The 19,148-nt window shown below is 71.0% G+C and carries 19 protein-coding genes; 10 read left to right on the forward strand and 9 right to left on the reverse strand.

Annotated features, from left to right (window positions below; all coding sequences use genetic code 11):
- The first annotated feature begins 36 nt into the window (after nt 1-36).
- Both ACZ31C_RS24700 and ACZ31C_RS24705 read left to right on the forward strand, forming a co-directional pair.
- Entirely contained in the window at nt 37-1,599 is a 1,563-nt protein-coding gene (locus ACZ31C_RS24700) for a pectate lyase family protein (RefSeq protein ID WP_465797278.1), read from the forward strand.
- A 391-nt stretch (nt 1,600-1,990) separates the two neighbouring features.
- A complete protein-coding gene (locus ACZ31C_RS24705) occupies nt 1,991-4,801 on the forward strand; it encodes an AAA domain-containing protein (protein ID WP_465797279.1) in 2,811 nt (936 codons plus the stop codon).
- An 83-nt stretch (nt 4,802-4,884) separates the two neighbouring features.
- Here ACZ31C_RS24705 and ACZ31C_RS24710 read toward each other — a convergent pair whose 3' ends face one another.
- The 4 genes from ACZ31C_RS24710 to ACZ31C_RS24725 all read right to left on the reverse strand — a co-directional run bounded on the left by ACZ31C_RS24710 (nt 4,885) and on the right by ACZ31C_RS24725 (nt 8,145).
- Nucleotides 4,885-5,208, reverse strand: coding sequence for a hypothetical protein (locus tag ACZ31C_RS24710; RefSeq protein WP_465797280.1), 324 nt, complete (start codon nt 5,206-5,208; stop codon nt 4,885-4,887).
- Nucleotides 5,205-7,376, reverse strand: coding sequence for an EAL domain-containing protein (locus tag ACZ31C_RS24715; RefSeq protein WP_465797281.1), 2,172 nt, complete (start codon nt 7,374-7,376; stop codon nt 5,205-5,207). Before ACZ31C_RS24715 ends, ACZ31C_RS24710 begins: the two co-directional genes overlap by 4 nt.
- 178 nt (nt 7,377-7,554) lie before the next feature.
- On the reverse strand, nt 7,555-7,836 hold the full coding sequence (locus tag ACZ31C_RS24720; protein WP_465797282.1) for a hypothetical protein: 282 nt from the start codon (nt 7,834-7,836) through the stop codon (nt 7,555-7,557).
- 69 nt (nt 7,837-7,905) lie between these two features.
- Nucleotides 7,906-8,145, reverse strand: coding sequence for a winged helix-turn-helix domain-containing protein (locus tag ACZ31C_RS24725; protein ID WP_465797283.1), 240 nt, complete (start codon nt 8,143-8,145; stop codon nt 7,906-7,908).
- 323 nt (nt 8,146-8,468) lie between these two features.
- Here ACZ31C_RS24725 and ACZ31C_RS24730 point away from each other — a divergent pair, with 323 nt between their 5' ends.
- Together ACZ31C_RS24730 and ACZ31C_RS24735 are read left to right on the forward strand one after the other, a co-directional pair.
- Nucleotides 8,469-8,747, forward strand: a complete 279-nt coding sequence (locus tag ACZ31C_RS24730) for a DivIVA domain-containing protein (protein ID WP_465797284.1) — start codon at nt 8,469-8,471, stop codon at nt 8,745-8,747.
- A complete protein-coding gene (locus tag ACZ31C_RS24735; protein ID WP_465797285.1) occupies nt 8,744-9,037 on the forward strand; it encodes a hypothetical protein in 294 nt (97 codons plus the stop codon). Before ACZ31C_RS24730 ends, ACZ31C_RS24735 begins: the two co-directional genes overlap by 4 nt.
- Before the next feature lie 26 nt (nt 9,038-9,063).
- On the opposite strand, the gene ACZ31C_RS24740 is transcribed toward ACZ31C_RS24735, so the two are convergent.
- Entirely contained in the window at nt 9,064-10,017 is a 954-nt protein-coding gene (locus ACZ31C_RS24740) for a DUF559 domain-containing protein (protein WP_465797286.1), read from the reverse strand.
- A 274-nt stretch (nt 10,018-10,291) separates the two neighbouring features.
- On the opposite strand from ACZ31C_RS24740, the gene ACZ31C_RS24745 reads away from it, so the two are divergent.
- On the forward strand, nt 10,292-11,044 hold the full coding sequence (locus ACZ31C_RS24745) for an HD domain-containing protein (protein WP_465797287.1): 753 nt from the start codon (nt 10,292-10,294) through the stop codon (nt 11,042-11,044).
- 112 nt (nt 11,045-11,156) lie between these two features.
- On the opposite strand, the gene ACZ31C_RS24750 is transcribed toward ACZ31C_RS24745, so the two are convergent.
- Nucleotides 11,157-11,642 (reverse strand): MarR family transcriptional regulator, encoded by a 486-nt coding sequence (locus tag ACZ31C_RS24750; RefSeq protein WP_465797288.1) that lies wholly within the window; start codon nt 11,640-11,642, stop codon nt 11,157-11,159.
- 62 nt (nt 11,643-11,704) lie between these two features.
- On the opposite strand from ACZ31C_RS24750, the gene ACZ31C_RS24755 reads away from it, so the two are divergent.
- From ACZ31C_RS24755 to ACZ31C_RS24765, 3 genes are read left to right on the forward strand one after another with little or no spacing between them, the layout of a single operon-like run.
- Nucleotides 11,705-12,907 carry an FAD-dependent monooxygenase gene (locus ACZ31C_RS24755; protein ID WP_465797289.1) on the forward strand — a complete coding sequence of 401 codons (1,203 nt, stop codon included), beginning with the start codon at nt 11,705-11,707 and terminating at the stop codon, nt 12,905-12,907.
- The gene (locus ACZ31C_RS24760; RefSeq protein WP_465797290.1) at nt 12,900-13,439 is read left to right on the forward strand and encodes a hypothetical protein; all 540 of its coding nucleotides are present in this window, start codon (nt 12,900-12,902) and stop codon (nt 13,437-13,439) included. Before ACZ31C_RS24755 ends, ACZ31C_RS24760 begins: the two co-directional genes overlap by 8 nt.
- On the forward strand, nt 13,436-14,953 hold the full coding sequence (locus ACZ31C_RS24765; protein ID WP_465797291.1) for a multicopper oxidase family protein: 1,518 nt from the start codon (nt 13,436-13,438) through the stop codon (nt 14,951-14,953). The genes ACZ31C_RS24760 and ACZ31C_RS24765 overlap by 4 nt, the downstream gene beginning before the upstream one ends.
- A gap of 10 nt (nt 14,954-14,963) precedes the next feature.
- On the opposite strand, the gene ACZ31C_RS24770 is transcribed toward ACZ31C_RS24765, so the two are convergent.
- A complete protein-coding gene (locus ACZ31C_RS24770) occupies nt 14,964-15,545 on the reverse strand; it encodes a hypothetical protein (RefSeq protein WP_465797292.1) in 582 nt (193 codons plus the stop codon).
- Between the two features lie 147 nt (nt 15,546-15,692).
- On the opposite strand from ACZ31C_RS24770, the gene ACZ31C_RS24775 reads away from it, so the two are divergent.
- On the forward strand, nt 15,693-16,490 hold the full coding sequence (locus ACZ31C_RS24775) for an SAM-dependent methyltransferase (protein WP_465797293.1): 798 nt from the start codon (nt 15,693-15,695) through the stop codon (nt 16,488-16,490).
- Between the two features lie 216 nt (nt 16,491-16,706).
- The gene (locus tag ACZ31C_RS24780) at nt 16,707-16,925 is read left to right on the forward strand and encodes a hypothetical protein (protein WP_465797294.1); all 219 of its coding nucleotides are present in this window, start codon (nt 16,707-16,709) and stop codon (nt 16,923-16,925) included.
- On the opposite strand, the gene ACZ31C_RS24785 is transcribed toward ACZ31C_RS24780, so the two are convergent.
- On the reverse strand, nt 16,861-17,646 hold the full coding sequence (locus tag ACZ31C_RS24785; protein WP_465797295.1) for a DUF4184 family protein: 786 nt from the start codon (nt 17,644-17,646) through the stop codon (nt 16,861-16,863). The two genes, ACZ31C_RS24780 and ACZ31C_RS24785, sit on opposite strands and share 65 nt — an antisense overlap.
- A gap of 120 nt (nt 17,647-17,766) precedes the next feature.
- Nucleotides 17,767-19,092, reverse strand: a complete 1,326-nt coding sequence (locus ACZ31C_RS24790; RefSeq protein WP_465797296.1) for a CE1 family esterase — start codon at nt 19,090-19,092, stop codon at nt 17,767-17,769.
- Nucleotides 19,093-19,148 lie beyond the last annotated feature (56 nt).

The following is a 19,148-nucleotide window of genomic DNA, read 5'->3' on the forward strand; positions in this document are numbered from 1 at the left end:
AGTACCACCACCGATAGCACGGAAGGTAGGCAAGGAATGAGACGAACAGTCGCACTGCGACTCCTCGCGGGGCTGTCCGCGACGGCCGTGGGCGCCGCGGTCTGCGTGACCCTGGTGACCCCCCAGGCGTCGGCCGCCGTCGGCAGCGCCACCGGTTTCGCCACCCGCAACGGGGGCACCACCGGCGGCGCGGGCGGTCAGACGGTACGCGCCACCACCGGCACCCAGATCCACGCGGCCCTGTGCAACCGGGCCAGCAGCAGCACCCCGATCACCATCCAGGTGGAGGGGACCATCAACCACGGCAACACCACCAAGGTGTCCGGGTCGAGCTGCAACACCGCCGCCGACGTGATCGAGCTCAAGCAGATCAGCAACGTCACCATCCTCGGGGTGGGCAACGGTGCCGTCTTCGACCAGCTCGGCATCCACATCCGCGAGGCCCGCAACATCATCATCCAGAACGTGACGGTGCGGAACGTCAAGAAGTCCGGCTCGCCCACCTCCAACGGCGGTGACGCGATCGGCATGGAGAGCGGCGTCCGCAACGTCTGGGTCGACCACGTCACCCTGGAGGCCTCCGGCGGCGAGTCGGAGGGCTTCGACGGCCTCTTCGACATGAAGAACGACACCCAGTACGTGACGCTGTCGTACAGCATCCTGCGCAACTCGGGTCGTGGCGGCCTGATCGGCTCCAGCGAGAGCGACCGCTCGAACGGCTTCGTCACGTACCACAACAACCTGTACGAGAACATCGACTCGCGGGTGCCCCTGCTGCGCGGCGGGCAGGCCCACATCTACAACAACCACTACCTGCGGATCAACGAGTCCGGCATCAACTCGCGGGCCGGCGGCCAGGCCAAGGTGGAGAACAACTACTTCCAGAACGCCAAGGACGTGCTCGGCACGTTCTACACCAGCGAGGCCGGCTACTGGCAGGTCAGCGGCAACACCTTCGACAACGTCACCTGGTCGGCCCGGAGCGGCGACAACAACCCCGCCGGCCCCAACCCGACGTCCAACACCAGCGTCAGCATCCCCTACTCGTACCGGATGGATGCGGCGAGCTGCGTGCCGAACATCGTCCGGGACACGGCCGGCGCCAACAAGGGCATCCGGACGTCGAACGGCAACTGCACGCCGACGAACCCGACGACCGGACCGACGCCCGGACCGACCACCCCCACCCCGGGACCGACCAACAGCCCCACCCCCGGGCCGACGAATCCGCCGAGCGGCACCAACCTGAGCATCGGTGCCGGCTCCGACGGTTCCAGCAAGGCCAGCGGCACCAGCTACGGCGACGTCCGGGACGGCAACATGAGCACCGCCTGGTCGCCGTCGGGCGCGACGGGTTCCATCTCGATCAAGTGGGACTCCGCCAGGACGATCTCCCGGGTCAACATCCGTGAGGCGTCCGGCTCCGTGGGCAACATCCGGGGCTGGCGTCTGATCAACCACGGCAACGGGGCGGTACTCGCCTCCGGCACCACCGCCGGTGTGATCAGCTTCGCCTCGACCTCGCTCAGCAAGGTCACCTTCGAGATCACCAGTTCCAGCGGTACCCCGAGGGTCGCCGAGTTCGAGACGTACGCCTGACAACCGACCGCCACGTGGGCGGGAGCCGTCGACGGCTCCCGCCCACCGCCGTCTCCACCCGGTGCCCCCACGCAGCGGCCGGACTGGTGCACCGCCGGTCGTCCGCCGCCACCACTCCCCTCGTCGGCCCCCTTTGCTCTGCTTCACCCGACGCAACGGTTTCCGGGTGGAACCAGTGCGTGGGGTGAAGCAGAGCAAAGGGGGCCGAGTGGAATATCCAGGCCTACCCGCCGCGCCCGGCGAACCAGGCCGGGCCTACCCGCCGCGCCCGGCGAACCAGGCCGGGCCGACCCGCCAAGCCCGGCGAAGCAGGCCAGACCGACCAGTCAAGCCCGCAGATCGGGGCACACGGGCGGCCGGTCGGGACGGCGTACGGCAGAATCGGCGGGCGATGCGCGCGGCGACGATCCTCACCGCTCTCGCCGACCTGGCTCCGGCCGGCGCGGAGCGGGTGTTCGACGTGTCCGGGACCGGGCGTCCGCTGATCTGGTTGCCCGAGCCGCACCGGGGTCCGCGTACCGCCCGACTGGATCGGCTGGCGGCGCTGGACGCACTGCACCGCGACGAGCGGATCCTGCGGCTGGGGCTGGCGTTCCTGATCGGCGGCGTCGACGTCGCGGGGACGCGGCGTCGCGTCCGACTGCCGCTGCTGGCTCAACCGGTACGCCTGGAGCGCGGGCGGCGCGCCTACCGGGTGGTTCCCGCCGGTGACCTTGAGTTGACCTCGCTGATCGAGGATCGGGACCTCGCCGCCCGGCTGGAGGCCGCGCCGGGGCTGGCCGGCCCCGGCTGGCTGACCGCGCCCGGCACGGCTGCCTGGGTGACCACGGCGGCCCAGGCCGCCGGTCTGACGGTCGACCGGGTCGTGCCGAGGCCACCGCGCCGCGTCGACGAGACGACCCTGACCGGCGTGGCCTCGGCGGCGTTGTTCGTCACCCGGGACGTGTTCGCCGGTCGGCTGCGGGACACCCTGCTCAACTGGGCGGGCCGCCCCGGATTGGCCGAGACTGCCCTGACCCGGATCTACCTCGGCCCAGCCGGTACGCCGCCCAGCAGCAGCACAGGCACAGGCACAGGCAGCACCGGCACAGGCACCGGCGGAGGTGCGGAGGGGGACGACGTACTGTCGCCGCTGGCGCTGAACGAGGCGCAGCGGGACGTGGTCCGGCGGACCCGGACCGAGGCGGTGGTGGTGGTCTCCGGCGCGCCCGGCAACGGCAAGAGTCATGCTCTGGTCGCCGCCGCCCTCGACACCGTGGGCCGGGGCGGGTCGGTGCTGGTGGCGACGCAGTCCGCGCACGCCGCAGAGGTGCTCGGCGAACTGCTGCGGCGGCATCCCGGCCCGCCCCCGGTCCTCTTCGGCGACGCCGAGCGACGGGAGACCGTCGCCGCCGACCTCGCCGGTGGCATCGCGGTCGGAGTGGACGACGCCCAGTTGCGGGACGACGCCGCCGCCGTGGCCGCCGCCCGGTACCGGGTGAGCGCCGTCCGGTCCGGCATCAGCGCCGCGTTGGAGCAGGAACGGCTCGCCGCCACCCTGCCCGGCTGGCAGCCGCTGCTGCCGGCGCTGGGCCACGACGCTCCGGGGGTCTTCACGCCGGACGCCGACCTCGCCGCGATCCGGAGGGCCTTGGCCGACACGGGCCGGGCGGCTACCGGCTGGTGGTCCCGGCTGCGTCGGGCCCGGGCCGCCCGGCGGCTTCAACGGCTGACCGGCGCCGGTCCCGAGCTACCCGCGCAACGGCTGCGGGCGGCGGTGGAGGCCGCCGAGGCGGTACGGGCGGCGGCGCGACTGCCGGCGGTCGGCGGCACCGACCTGTCGGCCGCCTGGTCGGCGCTGGCCGAGGCGGACGCCGCGCTGGCCGAGGCGGTCGGCACCGCGCTGCGACACCAGGTCACCAGCGCGCGACGGTGGACCGGCGACGCCCGCCGGGCCGCCGGTGCCCTGGGCACCGCCCTGCGGGCCGGTCGCAACCGTCGCCGCGAGATGCTCGCCGGGCTGGACGCTGAGGCACTGGTCCGGGCCCTGCCGCTCTGGGTGGGCACGGTGGCCGACGTGGAGGACCTGCTGCCGCCGGTGTCCGGCATGTTCGATCTGATCGTGCTGGACGAGGCGGCGCACGTCGACCAGTTGCGGGCCGCCCCGGTGCTGGCCCGGGCCCGGCACGCCCTGGTCGCCGGTGACCCGCGCCAGTTACGGTTCGTCTCCTTCGTCTCCGACGAGGACGTGACCGCCACCCTGCACCGGCACGGGCTGGACCGCTTCGCCGACCGGCTCGACGTACGCCGATCAAGCGCCTTCGACCTGGCGGCCGGTGCCGCACCGGTCACCTGGCTCGGCGAGCACTACCGGTCCACGCCGCACCTGATCGGCTTCTCCGCACGGCGGTTCTATGGCGACCGACTCAAGCTGGTCACCCGGCACCCCCGCACCGAGCGCACCGACGCCATCGACGTGCTGACCACCACCGACGCCGCCGTGGTCGACGGCGTCAACCGGGCCGAGGTGGACGCCGTACTCGACCTGATCGGGAAGCTCGCCGCCCAGCCGCCCGGCGGCGGCATCGCGGTGATCAGCCCGTTCCGCGCACAGGCCGACGCGGTGGAGGCGGCGTTGCTCTCGGCGTACGACGTCGACGAGATCGAACGGCTCGGCCTGCGCTCCGGGACGGTGCACGCCTTCCAGGGCAGCGAGGCCGACGTGGTGATCGTCTCGCTGGGGCTGGTCGACGACGACCCGCCGGGCCGGCACCGCTTCCTGGCCGACCCGAACCTGTTCAACGTCATGGTCACCCGCGCCCGGCGGCACCTCACGGTGGTCACCTCGCTGCGCGCCCCCGACGGCATCGTCGCCGACTACCTCCGGTACGCCGCCCAGCCGCCGGTGTCCAGCGCTCCCGACGCACCCGCGTCCGAGCCGTGGGCCCACGCCGTCGCCGTCGAACTCGACCGGATCGGCGTGCCGGTACGCCCCGGCTACCCGGTCGGCCGCTGGCGGATCGACCTCTGCGTCGGCGCCGACGCGGACGCGGTCGCAGTGATCTGCGGCGTGCACCCGGACGGGGTGGCCGCCCACGTGGAGCGGCACCGCACCCTGGCCCGCGCCGGGTGGCGCCTGCACGACGTGTTCGCCAGCCGCTGGTCCGACGACCCGATCCGCGCCGCCCTCGACCTCACCGCCCGGATGGCGAAGGCGCGGTAGATCCTGATCGTGGCGTCAGAGCCGGGCAGGAATGGCAACTCGCTCGTGCCGGTGGATGAAGTCCCGGATCCGCAGGAGACACGTCACCTTTTTTCCTCGAAGATCGGCTGCAGGTGCTTCAGCAGCATCGCGGTATCCACATTGCGCGGCAGGTCGATCCGCATGTCGACACCACGGCCCTTGACCGTCAACACGACGGTCTGCCGGTCGTCGCGCAGCCGCCAGTTGCGGATCGCGACGACCAACGCGCCCAGTTGTGGCTGCACAGCGGCCAGGGTGGCGAGGTTGGCCATCACCGCGACCCCTTCGACGGCCAGCGTGAGGGCGTCCAGGCCACGAATTCCCTCGTACGGCAGGTCTATCTCGTGCAGCACGTCCGGCGGCAACTCCAGCTTGACGACGCTCATCGTTCTCCTTTGACCTGGGCTGCGATCTCTTCCTGGATCTGCCGGTCGAGTGGTTGCAGGCTCGTGGACGCCACCGCCCCGCAGAAGTAACCCTGGACGTGGTGGATGCCGACATCCCAGATCTGCTTCAGGGTGATCGGTGCCTTCTCGTCGTACCCCTCGACGACGACAGCTCGCGGATGGGGAGCATCGCCCTGGTCACGGGCGTAGCGGGCCACTTTCGCCACCAGTTCCAACTCCTCGACGGCCAGTGGGTGGTGCAGGACCGCCCGGTCGACCTTGATCTGGGTGAGCCGCAGCTCGGCCATCCGCGCCAGCGACGCGTGGCCCACACCGAAGTCGTCGACGGCGAAGTTGATGTGCAGATCCCGGGCCAGCGTGGTGAGACGACGGTGGAAGTACTCCAGCGGCTTCTGCGGCCAGTCCTCACCCGGCCCCGGCATGATCGGATCCTGCTCGGAGATCTCCAGGGTGAGGGTCTGCGGGTTGACGTCCGCCTCGACGAGTGCCCGGTTCACCTGATGCAGATACGAGTCCCGCAACAGCGAGCGGACCGCCACGTTCACCGACAGCGGTTTGATGCCCTGCCAGTTGGCGGCGACGGCGGCCTTGGCGTACGAGCGGATGGCCTTCGAGACGAGCAGTGCGTCACGCTCGATGATGAACCGGTCGCCCCACTGGTGCGCCATCTGCAGGACCGCCATCGGTGCTCCGGTGTCGCCCTCCTTACGGCGGGCCAGTGCCTCGAAGCTGTACACCCCCACCCCGGTGGGATGTCGGCTCAACTCCACCACCGGTTGGAAGACCATGGTCAGCGAGTCGACCAGCTTCTGGTAGCTGGTGAAGGCGTATTCGTACACCGGTGTCGGCATCCGGCCGAACGCGGCCCGCAGCGCCGTCATGACGATCATCTCGGACTCGACCGGCTTGTTGATCGGGTCGGAGTCCCAGACCGCCCGCAGGATCACCGCGAGCGGCTCGCCCATCTCCAGTTGCGCGGGGGCCGGGTCGACTACGGCGTAGGCGACCAGTCTGTCGTCCACGGCCTTGACGGGTACGCAGAGTATGCGCCGACGGGCCCCGTCGGCGACCACATGACCCGGCATCGAGGTGCGGTACTGCACGGCCTCGTCGGCGGCGAGTTCCAGCATCGGCCGGAGCATCTCGACATCGAACCTGGAGGTCTTGTCCACCACGCTGATGCCATCCCCGGCGAACTGCACCACCGCCACCGAGTCCGCGTCCACCGCGTACCGGATGAGTTCGACCTGCTGGGCATGGTGACTCGGCCGGTTCGCGCCACGGAACATCCGGCCGAGCAACTGCATGATGGAGTTCGCGTGGTCTTCCAGCGGGTTCTTGCAGGGCCGGATGACGCCGGGATTCGCCGGCGTGTTGAACGTCTGACGATCGTGCCGCGACACCGGCGGCTGAGTCAGCGGGATCGCCGGCCCGTAGGTCTTCACCCACTGGGCCGGCGGCGGGTCGATGCCCTGCTCGGACACGAACGCCGCCATCCGGGCGAACGACACCCGGCGAGCCTCGTCCGCCGCCTCGCCACGCAGTGCCCGCAGGACGTGGTGGGTCAACACGCCGTGCCCGTAGTCGGTGCTCTCCCGGGCCACCCCGCCCTTCGGGCACGCCAGCAGCGCACTGTGCCGGTCGACCTGGGTGCGGTAGGTCTCTATCGCCGCCGCATGTCGCCGGTCGGCGTCCGCATAGATGCCCGCCTGGCAGCAGTCCAACACCAGGAACGAGGTGCCGGCGAACGCCTCGAACACATCCCGCTTGAGGAACGACATCCGCAGGCCGTTGTCCGGCTCCCGGGGCAGCGCGTCCGGATCCAGATCCGCAGTGACCAGGTACGCGTCGAGTTGCTCGTTCCACTCCGGCACCAGCGCATGGCCGGCGAAGTAGACCAGCAGCACATCCGAGGGGCCCGACTCGAAGGCGATCCCGCGCAGATAGGCTTTGATGTCACGCCACCTGGCGTCCGCGCCGATGAACATCTTGACGTCACCGTCATGGAAGGTGCCGTAGTCCTGGTCGAGCAACACGGCCCGGAGATCCTGTGCGTCACTCTCGGCATACCGCAGCGCGGGCAGTTGCACGTCGTAGCCGCACTGGTTGACTCCGATCAGGACGGCCTGTCGCTTGCTCGGCGCCATCGCACACCCCCGGAGGCGATCGGTCACACGGTCACGGCACGAGTTCGCCTGCTTGCCGTGAGCAACCCTATCGGTTTCTCCACATCGGACCGCGCAAGGTCAGATTCCCGTCAACCAACCCCTGAGCCCGGAAACAGGCGTGACCGGGATGACGAGTCCGAGACCACGTCGCACCCTCTTACAGTCCCACGTCGGATTCCTTGGAGGGCCGCATAGTCGGCAGCGGCTGGCCCCCATTCTTGTAAACCACCCGGAACCCGAGGTGCTGCGCCAACGGCGCCCAGCGCGCCGAGCGTGCCAGCAGCTCGGCGCTGTTGACCTTGCCGCCGTTGACGAGCCGGTTGAGGATCACCGTCTCGAACGCCGCCGACTCGATCCAGTCGATGCTCTTGGTGAAGCCGCACACCATCGACGCTTGCGTCTCCTGCAGGTCCGACAAGAGCAGCTTCCGTTCGGCCACGCGACGACTCCACGTCCCGCTCACGGGACGGGGTACCCGTTAGGGCTGTCTCCGCCGCCGAGCCGCTACCTACGGCTCCCGCATCCAGAGCTTGGGGTCGTTGACGAAGACACCCTTACCCTGGTGCCGCCAGATCACCCGAAGTGCTTCCAGCCGCACGTAGACCTGCTTGACCGTTGACGGACTGACCTTGTACTTCGCCGCAAGCTGCGCAATCGAGGGCAGCCTGTCCCCCGGCGTGAGCCGGTTGGCTCTGATGTCGGCAACGATCTCGTCGGCGATCCGGATGTAGTCGGCGGTGATCGGCATGACCTTCCCCTTGCGTGGCACGCCAATTCGATCACGCAACGACACTCCACAACAACTCACCGTTTGACTCAGGTGACTGGGACAGCTAAGTTGAATCACGCCTCTCCCCTTGCGTGGCAACGAGGAGCAGAGGCATTCCCCCTGGTCGGGGCGGGTGCGCGTGCCCGTCCCGGCCCAGTGAGCTGCTCTGTCGTCGTACCGCCGAACGGGCTGCGGCGGCCGAGCGGGCGGGCCGTGCGGACGCCGGCCACGCACGGTCCGCCCTTCCACGCACCACCGCACCGACCCTCCGCGCTCCAGCCTTCCCCAAGGAAAGGACCGTCGTGGCCCAGGTGTATCGAGGTGGCCAGCCCTACGGGACCGGTCGCCCGACCCGACTGACCCCGCACGAGGTACGCAACCACACGTTCGCCCCGCGTCGCCGTGGGGTCGACCCCGATCAGGTACGCGAGTTCCAGGCCACGGTCGGCGACGAGCTGGCCGAGCTGCACCGGCAGGTCCGTACGCTCGCCCAGGAGAACGAGCGGCTCAAGCGGGCCCTGCGCGACTGGCAGTCGATGCACGCCCGGCACTGCCGACCACCGAACCAGGCCCGCTGGTGACCGCGCGCCCGGCCCCCGGCGACCTGCTTCGGATCGACGGTCGCGCGTCGGTGCAGTTCGCCGGAGGCCGGGCACTGACCCTGCGCGTCGTCTCGACCAGTGACCGACAGGCGTACGACGGTTGGATCTGGCTGACCGGGTACGTCATCGACCGGCGCGGCAACGCCACCGCCAAACGCGAGATCTACGTCCAACTCGCCGGTCTCCGCCCCGCCGGCAGCACTCTGCCGCAGTCGGTAAGGCTCGTTCGCCCTTCGGCGCGTCGCCGCAGGGCGGTGGTCGACCGTTGACGGATGAGCACGTGCGGTGCCGGGGATCAGCAAGGTCGACGGCTGGCCAGGATGGCGAGGGTCTCCCGGCGTACGGTCTCCGGCTCACGCACGAGCCGACGATGGGCGAAGCGGACCACCAGGATGCCGAGCGCTGCCAGTTGGGCGTCGCGGCGCAGGTCGATCTCACGCTGTCGTGGGTCACCGTGGGTGGTGGCGCCGTCGAGTTCGATGTTGACGCGTTCCGGTTCGGCGTAGAGGTCGAGGTAGACGGTGCGCCGACCGAGCCGGACGCGCACCTGCCGCTGGAACGTCGGCATTCCCGGGCCGATGAAGACCCGCTCGTGTCCCCAGATCTCCAACGGACTGCGGCAGCCGTCGGCGAGCCTGGTCAGCAGTGTGCTGAGCCCTGCCCGGCCCGGCACCCGCGTCGTGTCATCGAGCGCGGCCCGCAACCGCTCGGGGGTGGTCAGTCGGTCGTTCACCGCCCTGATCATCGGCGTCCGACGTTCCGCCGGGGAGAGCATCGGCCAGGAGTCGACGAGGGCTCGCTCGATGGTGGTCACCGGCAGTCCCTGTCGTACCGCCACCGCCGGTGAGGTGAGGCTGAAGTGGCGTCGTCGGTGCACCCGGACTCCGGGCCAGCTTCGTAGGCCGCTGGGGGCCGGCGTGCTCACGTGTAGCAGGTCCCCGGGCAGTTGTGCACGCAACCCCCAGACGTCGAGGGCGGTGAGGTGACTGAGCGCGCCACGTTCGCGAATCCAGGCAGCGACCGCACGCCGGCCGAGGTCCGGGCCGATGTGGCTGAGCGGTGGGCTGGCCGCGCGATTGTTCCGTTCGTCAAGAAGGTGTGCTGCCGTGAACACCTCGGGCAGTACCCGCACCAGCTCACCGTTGGTGCACGCCCGTTGCAGGATCCACGGCGGCACGACCTGTTCGGCGACGGCCCGGGTCACCAGGCCGTGCCCGCGCTCCACCAGTTCCGCCAAGACCACGTCCACGCCCCTGACCGTGCCACCCAGCCCCCAGCTCGCGCAGCCACAGACCCCGGTACCTGTGGATGGACGGCCCGCTGTGGACAACCCCCACCCCCGGCCCTCCATCTGCTATGGCGGCCGGGGATGTGCCTCCCGGATCGTGGCAGTGTGGCTGCTCGACACGCCGCTGCGGGAACAGCCACACTGCCACGATAAGAGGGCAGCGGCGGCGCGCCGAGTGGTTCGGGGCGCACCGGCCGTCCCCCTACCGGTGGGGGCGATCGGTTATAAGAGACGGATGGAACTGCCACCGTATCTGGCCACCATGCCGATGCACGCGATCACCGAGATGCACGGCGAGGCCGGTCTGCGGGAGCGGTTCCGGCTGGAGATCAAGGTCTTCGACGAGAAGGGTCAGCAGCGCCTCGACGAGGCGTTGGCACTGGCCTCAAGGCTGCACCGGGACGACCGACGATCCCGCGAGCCGTACGTCAACCACCTGCTGCGGGTGGCCATCCGGATGGTGCACTACTACGAGGTACGCGACGTCGACGTGATCGTCGCCGGCCTGCTCCACGACGCGGTCGAGGACCACCCGGCCGAGCTGGCCGGGTGCGAAGAAGCGAGCGGAGCCGACGAACTGAGCGTGTCCGACCAGACCGGGGCGGCGCTGGAGGTGCTCGCGGAGCGGTTCGGGTCCCGGGTGGCGCGGCTGGTGGCGGCGGTGACGAATCCGCCGTGGGATCCGGGGCGGGACCGCAACGAGCAGTACCACGAGCACGTCGCCGCCAGCCTGGAGCGGGAGCCGTGGGCGCGGGTCGTCAAGATCTCCGACTTCACGGACAACGGGGTCGGCGTGATCCACTCGGTCGGGCCGAAGGTCGAGTCGTTGGCGCGGAAGTACCGGCCTCTCGTGCCGGTCTACCGCGATCTCGTCACCCGCACGGACACTCCGCTCTCCCCTGCCGTGCGGCGGCACATCCTCGACCAGCTCGACCTGGCCGAGGAGCGCTTCAGCGCCATCCTCGACCAACCCGCCCATCCCGCCTGACCAGTCCACCCGACCCACCGGCCTGATCGGCCCACCCGACCTGATCGGTCCCATCCGACTGGCCCACCCGACCTGACCGGTCTCACCCCACAGACCGGGCGACCAGAGCCGGTCAGGTGGCGCCGTCGGCCAGGTTTCGGGCCTCGGCGGCCTGGATCTCGGCGGCGCGGCGTTGGTACTCGGCGATCAGCGCCAACTCCTCGGTGCGGTACTCGGCGTTCAGTTGGCCGAGTCGGGTCATCATGCCGATGAACAGGCGGCCGATCCGGGCGATGCCCTCCTCGGTGGCGACGATGGCGACCTTGCGGCCGTCGCGGGGGTGGGGTTCGCGGGTGACGAAGCCCTTGCTCTCCAGCCGGTCGAGCACGTCGCTGATCGAGTTCTTGGCCAGGCCGGTCTGCTCGGCCAACTCGCTCACCGACGGGTGACCGTGCCGCTGGACGAGTTCGAGGACCTTCTCCTCGGTCGGGCCGAGGCCGACCCGCCGGGACAGGTTCGTGTGGAACAGCACCATCGCCGTGCTGAGCAGGCGGCCGGAGTCGGCCAACGCGCCCAGCGCCTCGGTTCGGGCCGGTTCCTCCTGCGTTGACCCGCTCATGGCACCATGCTAACTTCCAATCGTTCGTTCGGTCGAACGAAACATTTTACGGGGGCTTGATCATGAGGATTCTCGTCGTCGGCGGGGGGATCGCCGGTGCGACACTTGCCGTCGCGCTGCGGCAGGCCGGGTTCGACCCACTGGTGGCGGAGGCTCGCCACAGCCGGGCGGCGCTGGGCGGCGCTTTCCTGACGCTGGCGCCCAACGGGGTGAACGCGCTGCGGGCGATCGGGCTCGGCGACGTGCCCAGCGCCGCCGAGGGCTTCGAGGTGTCGGGGCTGGACATGCACAACGCCCGGGGCCGGCGTATCGCGGAGCTGGCCGGGGAGCACGACCTCGACCGGTACGGTGCGCGGGGGGTCGTGCTCCGGCGGGCCCGGCTGCACGCCGAACTCACCCGGCGCGCCCAGGCGGCCGGCGCTCGCTACCGTTTCGGCGCGCGCCTGGTCGACCTGCGCCACCACGCGGCCGGGGTCACCGCCGTCTTCGCCGACGACGAGACCGTCGAGGTCGACGCGGTGATCGGCGCCGACGGGATCTGGTCCACGGTACGGCGGCTCACCTGGCCCGACGCGCCCCGACCGAGATACACCGGCATCGTCGACTGCGGCGGCTGGACGACGGTGGACCTGCCCGACACCAGCCGCCAGCAGATGTACTTCGGTCACCGGGCGTTCTTCGGCTACGTGGTGCGGGACTCGCTCGCCTACTGGTTCACCAACGTGCCCCGGCGCGACGAGCCGGAGCGCACCGAGTTCGACAACCTCGACCACCAGGACTGGATGACGAGGATCCGGGAGCTGCACGCCGATGATCCGGCACCGATCCGGGCTGTGCTCGGCGCGGCGAACCGCTCGCTCGGCGCCTGGCCGCTGTACGACCTGCCCGACCTGCCGGCCTGGCACACGAGCACCGTCTGTCTCGTCGGCGACGCCGCGCACGCGGTCAGCCCGTCCACCGGCCAGGGGGCGAGCCTGGCCATCGAGGACGCGGTGGTGCTGGCCCGCCACCTGGGCACCGGGCGTCGGCCGGAGACCGCCTTCGCCGGCTTCGTGGCCGAGCGCAAGAGCCGCGCCGAGAAGATCGTGCGGTTCGGCCGCCAGATCGGCGACCGCAAGGCCAGCTCCGCCGCCGGCAATCTCTTCCGCGACCTCACCCTGGGCTTCTTCCTCCGGATGGGCGCCAAAGCCGCCCGCGAGCAGTACGCCTATCGCGTCCCGCAGCGGCCGGAGTCCCCGTACGGTCCGGGGGCGACGCGTGCCTGAGCCCTCGACCCGCATCAGGGTGTTCAACCGGATCGTGCGGGTGCTGCTCGTCGTCGGGGTCGTCGGGCACGCCACCCTGGCCTGCCTGCAACCCTTCCTGGCCGGTTGGAGCCTGGACGGGGACGGCACGGCGCTGCTGCTGCACGGCGCGAACGGCGGCGTCATCGTCTCGTTGTCGATGGCGTTGATCCCGCTAGGTGTGCTGTGGTGGCGGCCCGGCGGCGGCACCCTCTGGGCACCGGTGCTGGCGCTGCTGCTCTTCGCCGCCGAGACCTTCCAGCTCGGCATGGGGTACGCCGACATCCTGGTGATCCACGTGCCGCTCGGTGTCGGCATCCTCCTCGGTTCGCTGCTGCTCTGCGGCATCACCCTGTTCCGACGCCCGCGCGCCCCCGGACGCACCGCCTCCGACCGCCCCACCACCTCCGACCGCCCCGCCGCCAGCGGCCACGCGGATGCCCGCGCCGTCGAGTTTCCGCTCGCCGCCACCCGGCCCGCAGACGTCGCGGCAGACCGAAAGGCATGGTCGTGAGCCGCCCCTCCCCCGGCGTGAGCCGCCGGGCACTGTTGCGGCTCGGCGCACTCGGGGCCGGTGCGGGCGCGATCGCCTCGGTCACCGGCTGCGACATCTTCGCGCCACGGGGGCCGATCGACACCTCGGGCACGGTGGACTTCCGCAACCCGCTGCGCATTCCCGAGCTCGCCCGGTCGACCCGCCAGGACGGGGTCACCGTCTTCGACCTCACCGCCCAGTCCGGGCGTACCGCCCTGATGCCCGGTGGCGACGCGGAGACCTGGGGGATCAACGGGCCGCTGCTCGGTCCCACGCTGCGGGCCCGGCGCGGCGAGACGGTGCGGATCGATCTCACCAACCGGCTCAACGAGGCGACCACGCTGCACTGGCACGGTATGCACCTGCCCGCCGCCGCGGACGGTGGACCGCACCAGATGGTGCCGCCCGGTGGTGTCTGGTCACCGTCGTGGCGGGTCGACCAGCCGGCCGCGACGCTCTGGTACCACCCGCATCCGCACGGGAAGACCGAGCGGCACGTCTACCGGGGCATGGGCGGGTTGTTCATCGTGGACGACGACGAGGAGTCCGCGCTCGACCTGCCCCGCGAGTACGGCGTCGACGACATCCCGGTCATCGTCCAGGACAAGACCTTCGACGCGAAGGGTCGCCTCCTGGAGACGTCCCGGCGCGACAACGGCATGGTCGGCGACACGATCCTGGTCAACGGTACGGTCGGGCCGGTGCTCGACGTCACCGCCGAGCGCACCCGGTTGCGGCTGCTCAACGCCTCGACCGCGCGCAGCTACTCGCTCGGGTTCGCCGACGGTCGCGGCTTCGCCGTGATCGCCAGCGACGGCGGACTGCTCCGCGCGCCCGTCGAGATGACGCGTGTGCTGCTCACTCCGGGTGAACGGGTGGAGGTCGTCGTCACGATGGCGGCGGGTGAGACGACGACGCTGCGGTCGTACCCACAGCAGCTCGGTCTGGCGGCGGGCCGGGAGCGCAGCGTCGGCGCGGCCGACACGTTGGACGTCCTGCTGCTGCGGGCGGCGACCCGGCTGACGCCGGCGGGGGCGCTGCCGACGCAGTTGGCGCGCATCGACGCGCTGGATCCGTCCTCGGCTGCCGCGACGAGGCGGTTCGAGCTGCGCAACAACCTGATCAACCGCCAGGCGATGGACATGAACCGGATCGACACCGTGGTCACGGTGGACACCACCGAGGTCTGGGAGGTCTGGAACGGCCACCACCAGCCGCACAACTTCCACGTGCACGACGTGCAGTTCCAGGTGCTCAGCGTGGACGGTCGGGATCCCGCGCCGGAACTCGCCGGATGGAAGGACACCATCTATCTCCCGCCGGAGGTGCGGTTCCGGCTGATCATGCGGTTCACCGAGTACGCGGACCCGACCGTGCCGTACATGTACCACTGTCACCTGTTGTGGCACGAGGACCAGGGAATGATGGGGCAGTTCGTGGTCGTCGAGCCCGGTCAGGCACCGGGCGCGCTCCACCACGACCACGGAGGCTGACCCGGCCGCGTCACCGCGACCCGGCCGGGCGGTCGACGGGGGGTCGGGTCGCGGTGGACGGGAGGTCCCGGTCGCCCAGGCGGCCCTGCAACAGGGTGGCCTGGGCGACCGAACCGCCGCCCACACCGAGGCCGTTCCGGGCCGCGTCGTAGAAGTGGTCGCGGGCCTCGTTGGCCTGGTGCAGCAGCGCCGCCAGGTCGTCGGTGGGCCTGCCCTGGGCGACGCGCTCGATCGCCCAGACCGCGTCGCGCCACGCCCGTGCCGCGGTCACCGTCGGGCCGTCGCCGAGCAGCAGCACGTTCTCCCAGGCCAGGGTGTGGCGGAAGTCGGCCTCGACGAGGTTGGCCAGCTCCCGCTCGCGGTCCACCGGCACCCCTCGCCATCCGGGCAACAGCCGGCCGGAGGTGGCGTGCACCTCCTTGAGCGCGCGGGCGAACTCGGCGTACGCGTCGAGCCGCCGTTCGTCCCAGCGCACCGTCTGGGTACGCCGCCAGCGCGACCGGTCGGCCAGCGAGGTGGCGACGATCGTGCCGACGGTGCCGATCAACACACCGAGCAGGGCAGGCAGTTGCGCCATCAGGCTTCCCACCACCCGAAGACTGTCACCTGCGGGCAAGGTGGAGGGGCATGGGATTCCCGCCCGAGGCGGTATGTTCACCTTCGACAGTGGACGGACCCTGGATACGATGATCCAATCGAGCACAGGTCCGTCACCCGATCCCGTCGACAGGAGCTAGGCATGGCCAGCCCGGATCCCGAACTCGCCGCGAAGCTCCAGCCCGAGGTGCCGCACGCCGCCCGGATCTGGAACTACTGGATGGGCGGAAAGGACAACTTCCAGTCCGACCGCGCCGCCGGTGACGCCGTGGCGGAGGTCTACCCCGAGATCGTGGTGATGGCCCAGCAGTCGCGCAAGTTCCTCATCCAGGCGGTGCGCTACCTGGCCGCCGAGGCGGGCGTCCGACAGTTCCTCGACATCGGCACCGGCCTGCCCACGATGCAGAACACCCACGAGGTCGCCCAGTCCATCGCGCCCGACTCGCGCATCGTCTACGTCGACAACGACCCGATGGTGCTGGTCCACGCCCGCGCGCTGCTGTCCAGCACCACCTCCGAGGGCGTCACCACGTACGTGCCCGCCGACTACCACGACCCCGAGAAGATCCTCGCCGAGGCCGCCAAAACGCTCGACTTCGACCAGCCCGTCGCGGTGATGTACATGGGCGTGATGGGCTACGAGCCGAACCTCGACGTGGTACGCGCCATCGTCGGCCGGACCATGGAGGCCACCGCCTCCGGCAGCCACCTCGTGCTCTGGGACGGCACCGACACCAGTCCCGAGGTCGTCTCCGGCGCGGAACGGTTGGCCCAGAGCGGCGGTGTGCCGTACATCCTGCGCAGCCCCGAGCAGCTCGGCACCTGCTTCGAGGGGCTGACACTGGTCGAGCCGGGCCTGGTGCCGATCCCGCTGTGGCGCCCGGCGGACCCGGACGCGGTGGCGATCGACGCGTACGGTGCGGTGGGCCGCAAGCCCTGAACCTCGCCGGTCGCCATGGCTCGGCGGACCGTCGGGTCACCCTGGCGGGCCGCCAGGGTGACCTTCCGGGCCTCCGGGATGGCCCAGCGGCAACCGGTGCACGGACCGGTCAGGAATCGAGAAGCGCAGGTCAGCGCCTCGCCCATAGCCTGATTTCCGGTCGCGCACCCACCGGCAGAGTGCCGGTGCGGCGGCGCGGTCCGGAGGGAGGCTCCGGTGAGGGGCAACGCATGGATCCGTCAGGTGCACCGGTGGACGTCGATCGTCTTCACGGTGGCCGTCGTCATCGTCACCGTCGTCGCCCTGCGGCAGCAGGAACCGGCCGAGTGGGTGTACTTCCTGCCCCTGCCACCGCTCTTCCTGCTGCTCGTCACCGGCCTGTACCTGTTCGCCCTGCCGTACGCCGCCAGACGTCGCGCCGCCCGCCCGAGCTGACCCGCACCGCCAGGCCACCGGCCAGCAGCGCCAGCGCGGCGACGTGCAACAGCCGGACGCCGGTCGGCGCGAGCAGGTCGGCACCGGGCAGCGCCGCCACGCACGCCGCACCGGCGACGGCGACCGCCCCGGCGACACCCCAGAACAGCGCCGGCCGGCGGGTCGGGACGGCACCGCCGTCCGCCTGCCGTCCGCCGCGCCGACCGATCCGAGCCACGAGTACGACCGCCAGCGCGCTGCCGACGACCGTGCTCGTCAGGTCCGACACGGTCCACCAGGCCACGCCGCTGACCCGGGACCAGTCGACACCGAACAGCACCCGCAGCCAGTCGTCGGTGTGCGTGAGCCAGTCCCAACCGAGGTGGCTCGCCGCGCCGAGCACCGCCGACCCGACCGTGATCCACAGGCGGTGCGGCAGCACCGGTCCCCGCAGCGCGTACCCCCGCCAGCCGAACCACCGGTTCCCGGGCAGGTGGACCGCGACGTCGGGACCGGCGAACCGGACCACCGCCGCGTACGCCACCGCCACGGGCAGGCACCACCAGAACAGGGCGGGCCAGGAGTGGGTGTCGGCGAAGGTGCGACCGTCCGCCCCGGCGGCCAGGTACGCGACGTCCGGGGCCACGGCACCGGTGCTCAGTGCCACCCCGTCGCACCACCGTGGCCGCCAGACCTTGAGCGCCAGCACCGGCGCGAGATGCGCGGGAAAGGTCAACGGCACCGCCGCAGCCTAGTCCTCCCGCCGCCCCGGCCAGCCCATCCCTGATCGTGGCAGTGTGGCTGTACGACACGCCGACGCGCCGACAGCTACACCGCCACGATGAAGCAGGCACCGCAACGGTCAGGCGACGGTGCAGGTGGCGCCGTTGAGCGTGAACGCACCGGGGCGGGCCGTGTTGCCGGTGTGGTTGGCCTGGAACCCGATGCTGACCGACGCGTTGGGGGCGATGGTGCCGTTGTAGGAGACGTTCCTCGCGGTCACCTGCCCGGAGGTCGGCGAGTAGCTGGCGTTCCAGCCCCCGGTGATGGTCTGCCCGGAGGGCAGCGTGAAGACCAGCGACCATCCGTTCACCGCCGAACTGCCAGTGTTGGTGATGGTGAGGTCCTCGGTCAGGCCGTTGTTCCAGGCGTTGATCGTGGCGGTGACCCGGCACGACGCACCACCCGGGGGCGGGGTGGTCGGCGGCGGGGTGGTCGGCGGGGTCGTGGTGGGCGGGGTGGTGGTCGGCGGCGGGGTGGTGCCGCCGAACTGGGTGAAGAAGCGCCAGGTCTCGCCCGGCAGCCAGGTCCGCGAGCCACTGTCACCGGGAGCGCCGTCCTGCGGTGCGGCGATGTGTCCCTCGTCGAACGCCGCCCAGACGACCGGGTAGCCGGCGGCGCATCCGGAGTACGTGGTGGTCCGGTGGGTCAGGCTGCCCTGGCTCGGCTCCGGCGGGTTCTGCGGGGTGCACCCGTTGTTGCCGACGAACCGGTCGCGCAGGGAGCGGCCACCGGCGATGCCGAGGACGTTGTCCCGGATGCCGTGCGCCCCGAAGTAGGCGATCCGGCCGGTGCCGCCGCTGCATCCGCTGATCTGGCCACCGGCGTACACGGCGACCGCGCGGAACACGTTCGGCCGGGCGCAGGCGACCGCGTAGCTCATCCCGCCGCCCCAGCTGAAGCCGAGGGCGAAGCGCTGGGTGGTCTCCACGCAGAGATCCGCCTCGATCACCCGGAGCATGTCGTCGACGAAGGTGATGTCCTCGCCGCCGGAGTTGCCCCATCCGTTGTTCAATCCCTGCGGCGCGACGAAGATGGTGCTGTTGTTCGACAGGGCCAGCAGTCCGTAGTAGGCCCAGGCGTCCCGCTGCACGGTCTGGCCGGTGGCGACGTCGGTGGCCGTCCCGCCGCGCCAGTGGAAACCGAAGACCAGCCGGTACGGGTTGCTGTTCTGGTAGTTGTCGGGCACCCGCAGGATGAAGCTGCGGCTCTTGCCGTTGCTCTGGATGGTGTGCGTACCGCTGCGCAGGGTCGGGGTCTTGCCGCACCCGGCGGTCGCGGCGAGCGTGCCGACCTCGGCTGCGGCGGCGGTGCGACCGAGGTTGCCGGTCACCGCCGTCGCGGCGGCGGCCACCAGGAGAAGGGCTGCGAGCAGCACAGGCCCGAAGAACGATCTACGCCTGGACATCGTGTTACTCCATTCCGCGTCGCGTGGACGCGCGGGCGGCGCGGGGCGCCGTGGTG

It is taken from the genome of Micromonospora sp. NPDC023869, assembly GCF_055559695.1.

Excerpts from the sequence above, each read along its gene's own strand:
- ACZ31C_RS24700 (WP_465797278.1), top strand. The coding sequence starts at position 37 with ATGAGACGAACAGTCGCACTGCGACTCCTCGCGGGGCTGTCCGCGACG.
- ACZ31C_RS24705 (WP_465797279.1), top strand. The coding sequence starts at position 1,991 with ATGCGCGCGGCGACGATCCTCACCGCTCTCGCCGACCTGGCTCCGGCC.
- ACZ31C_RS24710 (WP_465797280.1), bottom strand. The coding sequence starts at position 5,208 with ATGAGCGTCGTCAAGCTGGAGTTGCCGCCGGACGTGCTGCACGAGATA.
- ACZ31C_RS24715 (WP_465797281.1), bottom strand. The coding sequence starts at position 7,376 with ATGGCGCCGAGCAAGCGACAGGCCGTCCTGATCGGAGTCAACCAGTGC.
- ACZ31C_RS24725 (WP_465797283.1), bottom strand. The coding sequence starts at position 8,145 with ATGCCGATCACCGCCGACTACATCCGGATCGCCGACGAGATCGTTGCC.
- ACZ31C_RS24745 (WP_465797287.1), top strand. The coding sequence starts at position 10,292 with ATGGAACTGCCACCGTATCTGGCCACCATGCCGATGCACGCGATCACC.
- ACZ31C_RS24750 (WP_465797288.1), bottom strand. The coding sequence starts at position 11,642 with ATGAGCGGGTCAACGCAGGAGGAACCGGCCCGAACCGAGGCGCTGGGC.
- ACZ31C_RS24755 (WP_465797289.1), top strand. The coding sequence starts at position 11,705 with ATGAGGATTCTCGTCGTCGGCGGGGGGATCGCCGGTGCGACACTTGCC.
- ACZ31C_RS24775 (WP_465797293.1), top strand. The coding sequence starts at position 15,693 with ATGGCCAGCCCGGATCCCGAACTCGCCGCGAAGCTCCAGCCCGAGGTG.
- ACZ31C_RS24790 (WP_465797296.1), bottom strand. The coding sequence starts at position 19,092 with ATGTCCAGGCGTAGATCGTTCTTCGGGCCTGTGCTGCTCGCAGCCCTT.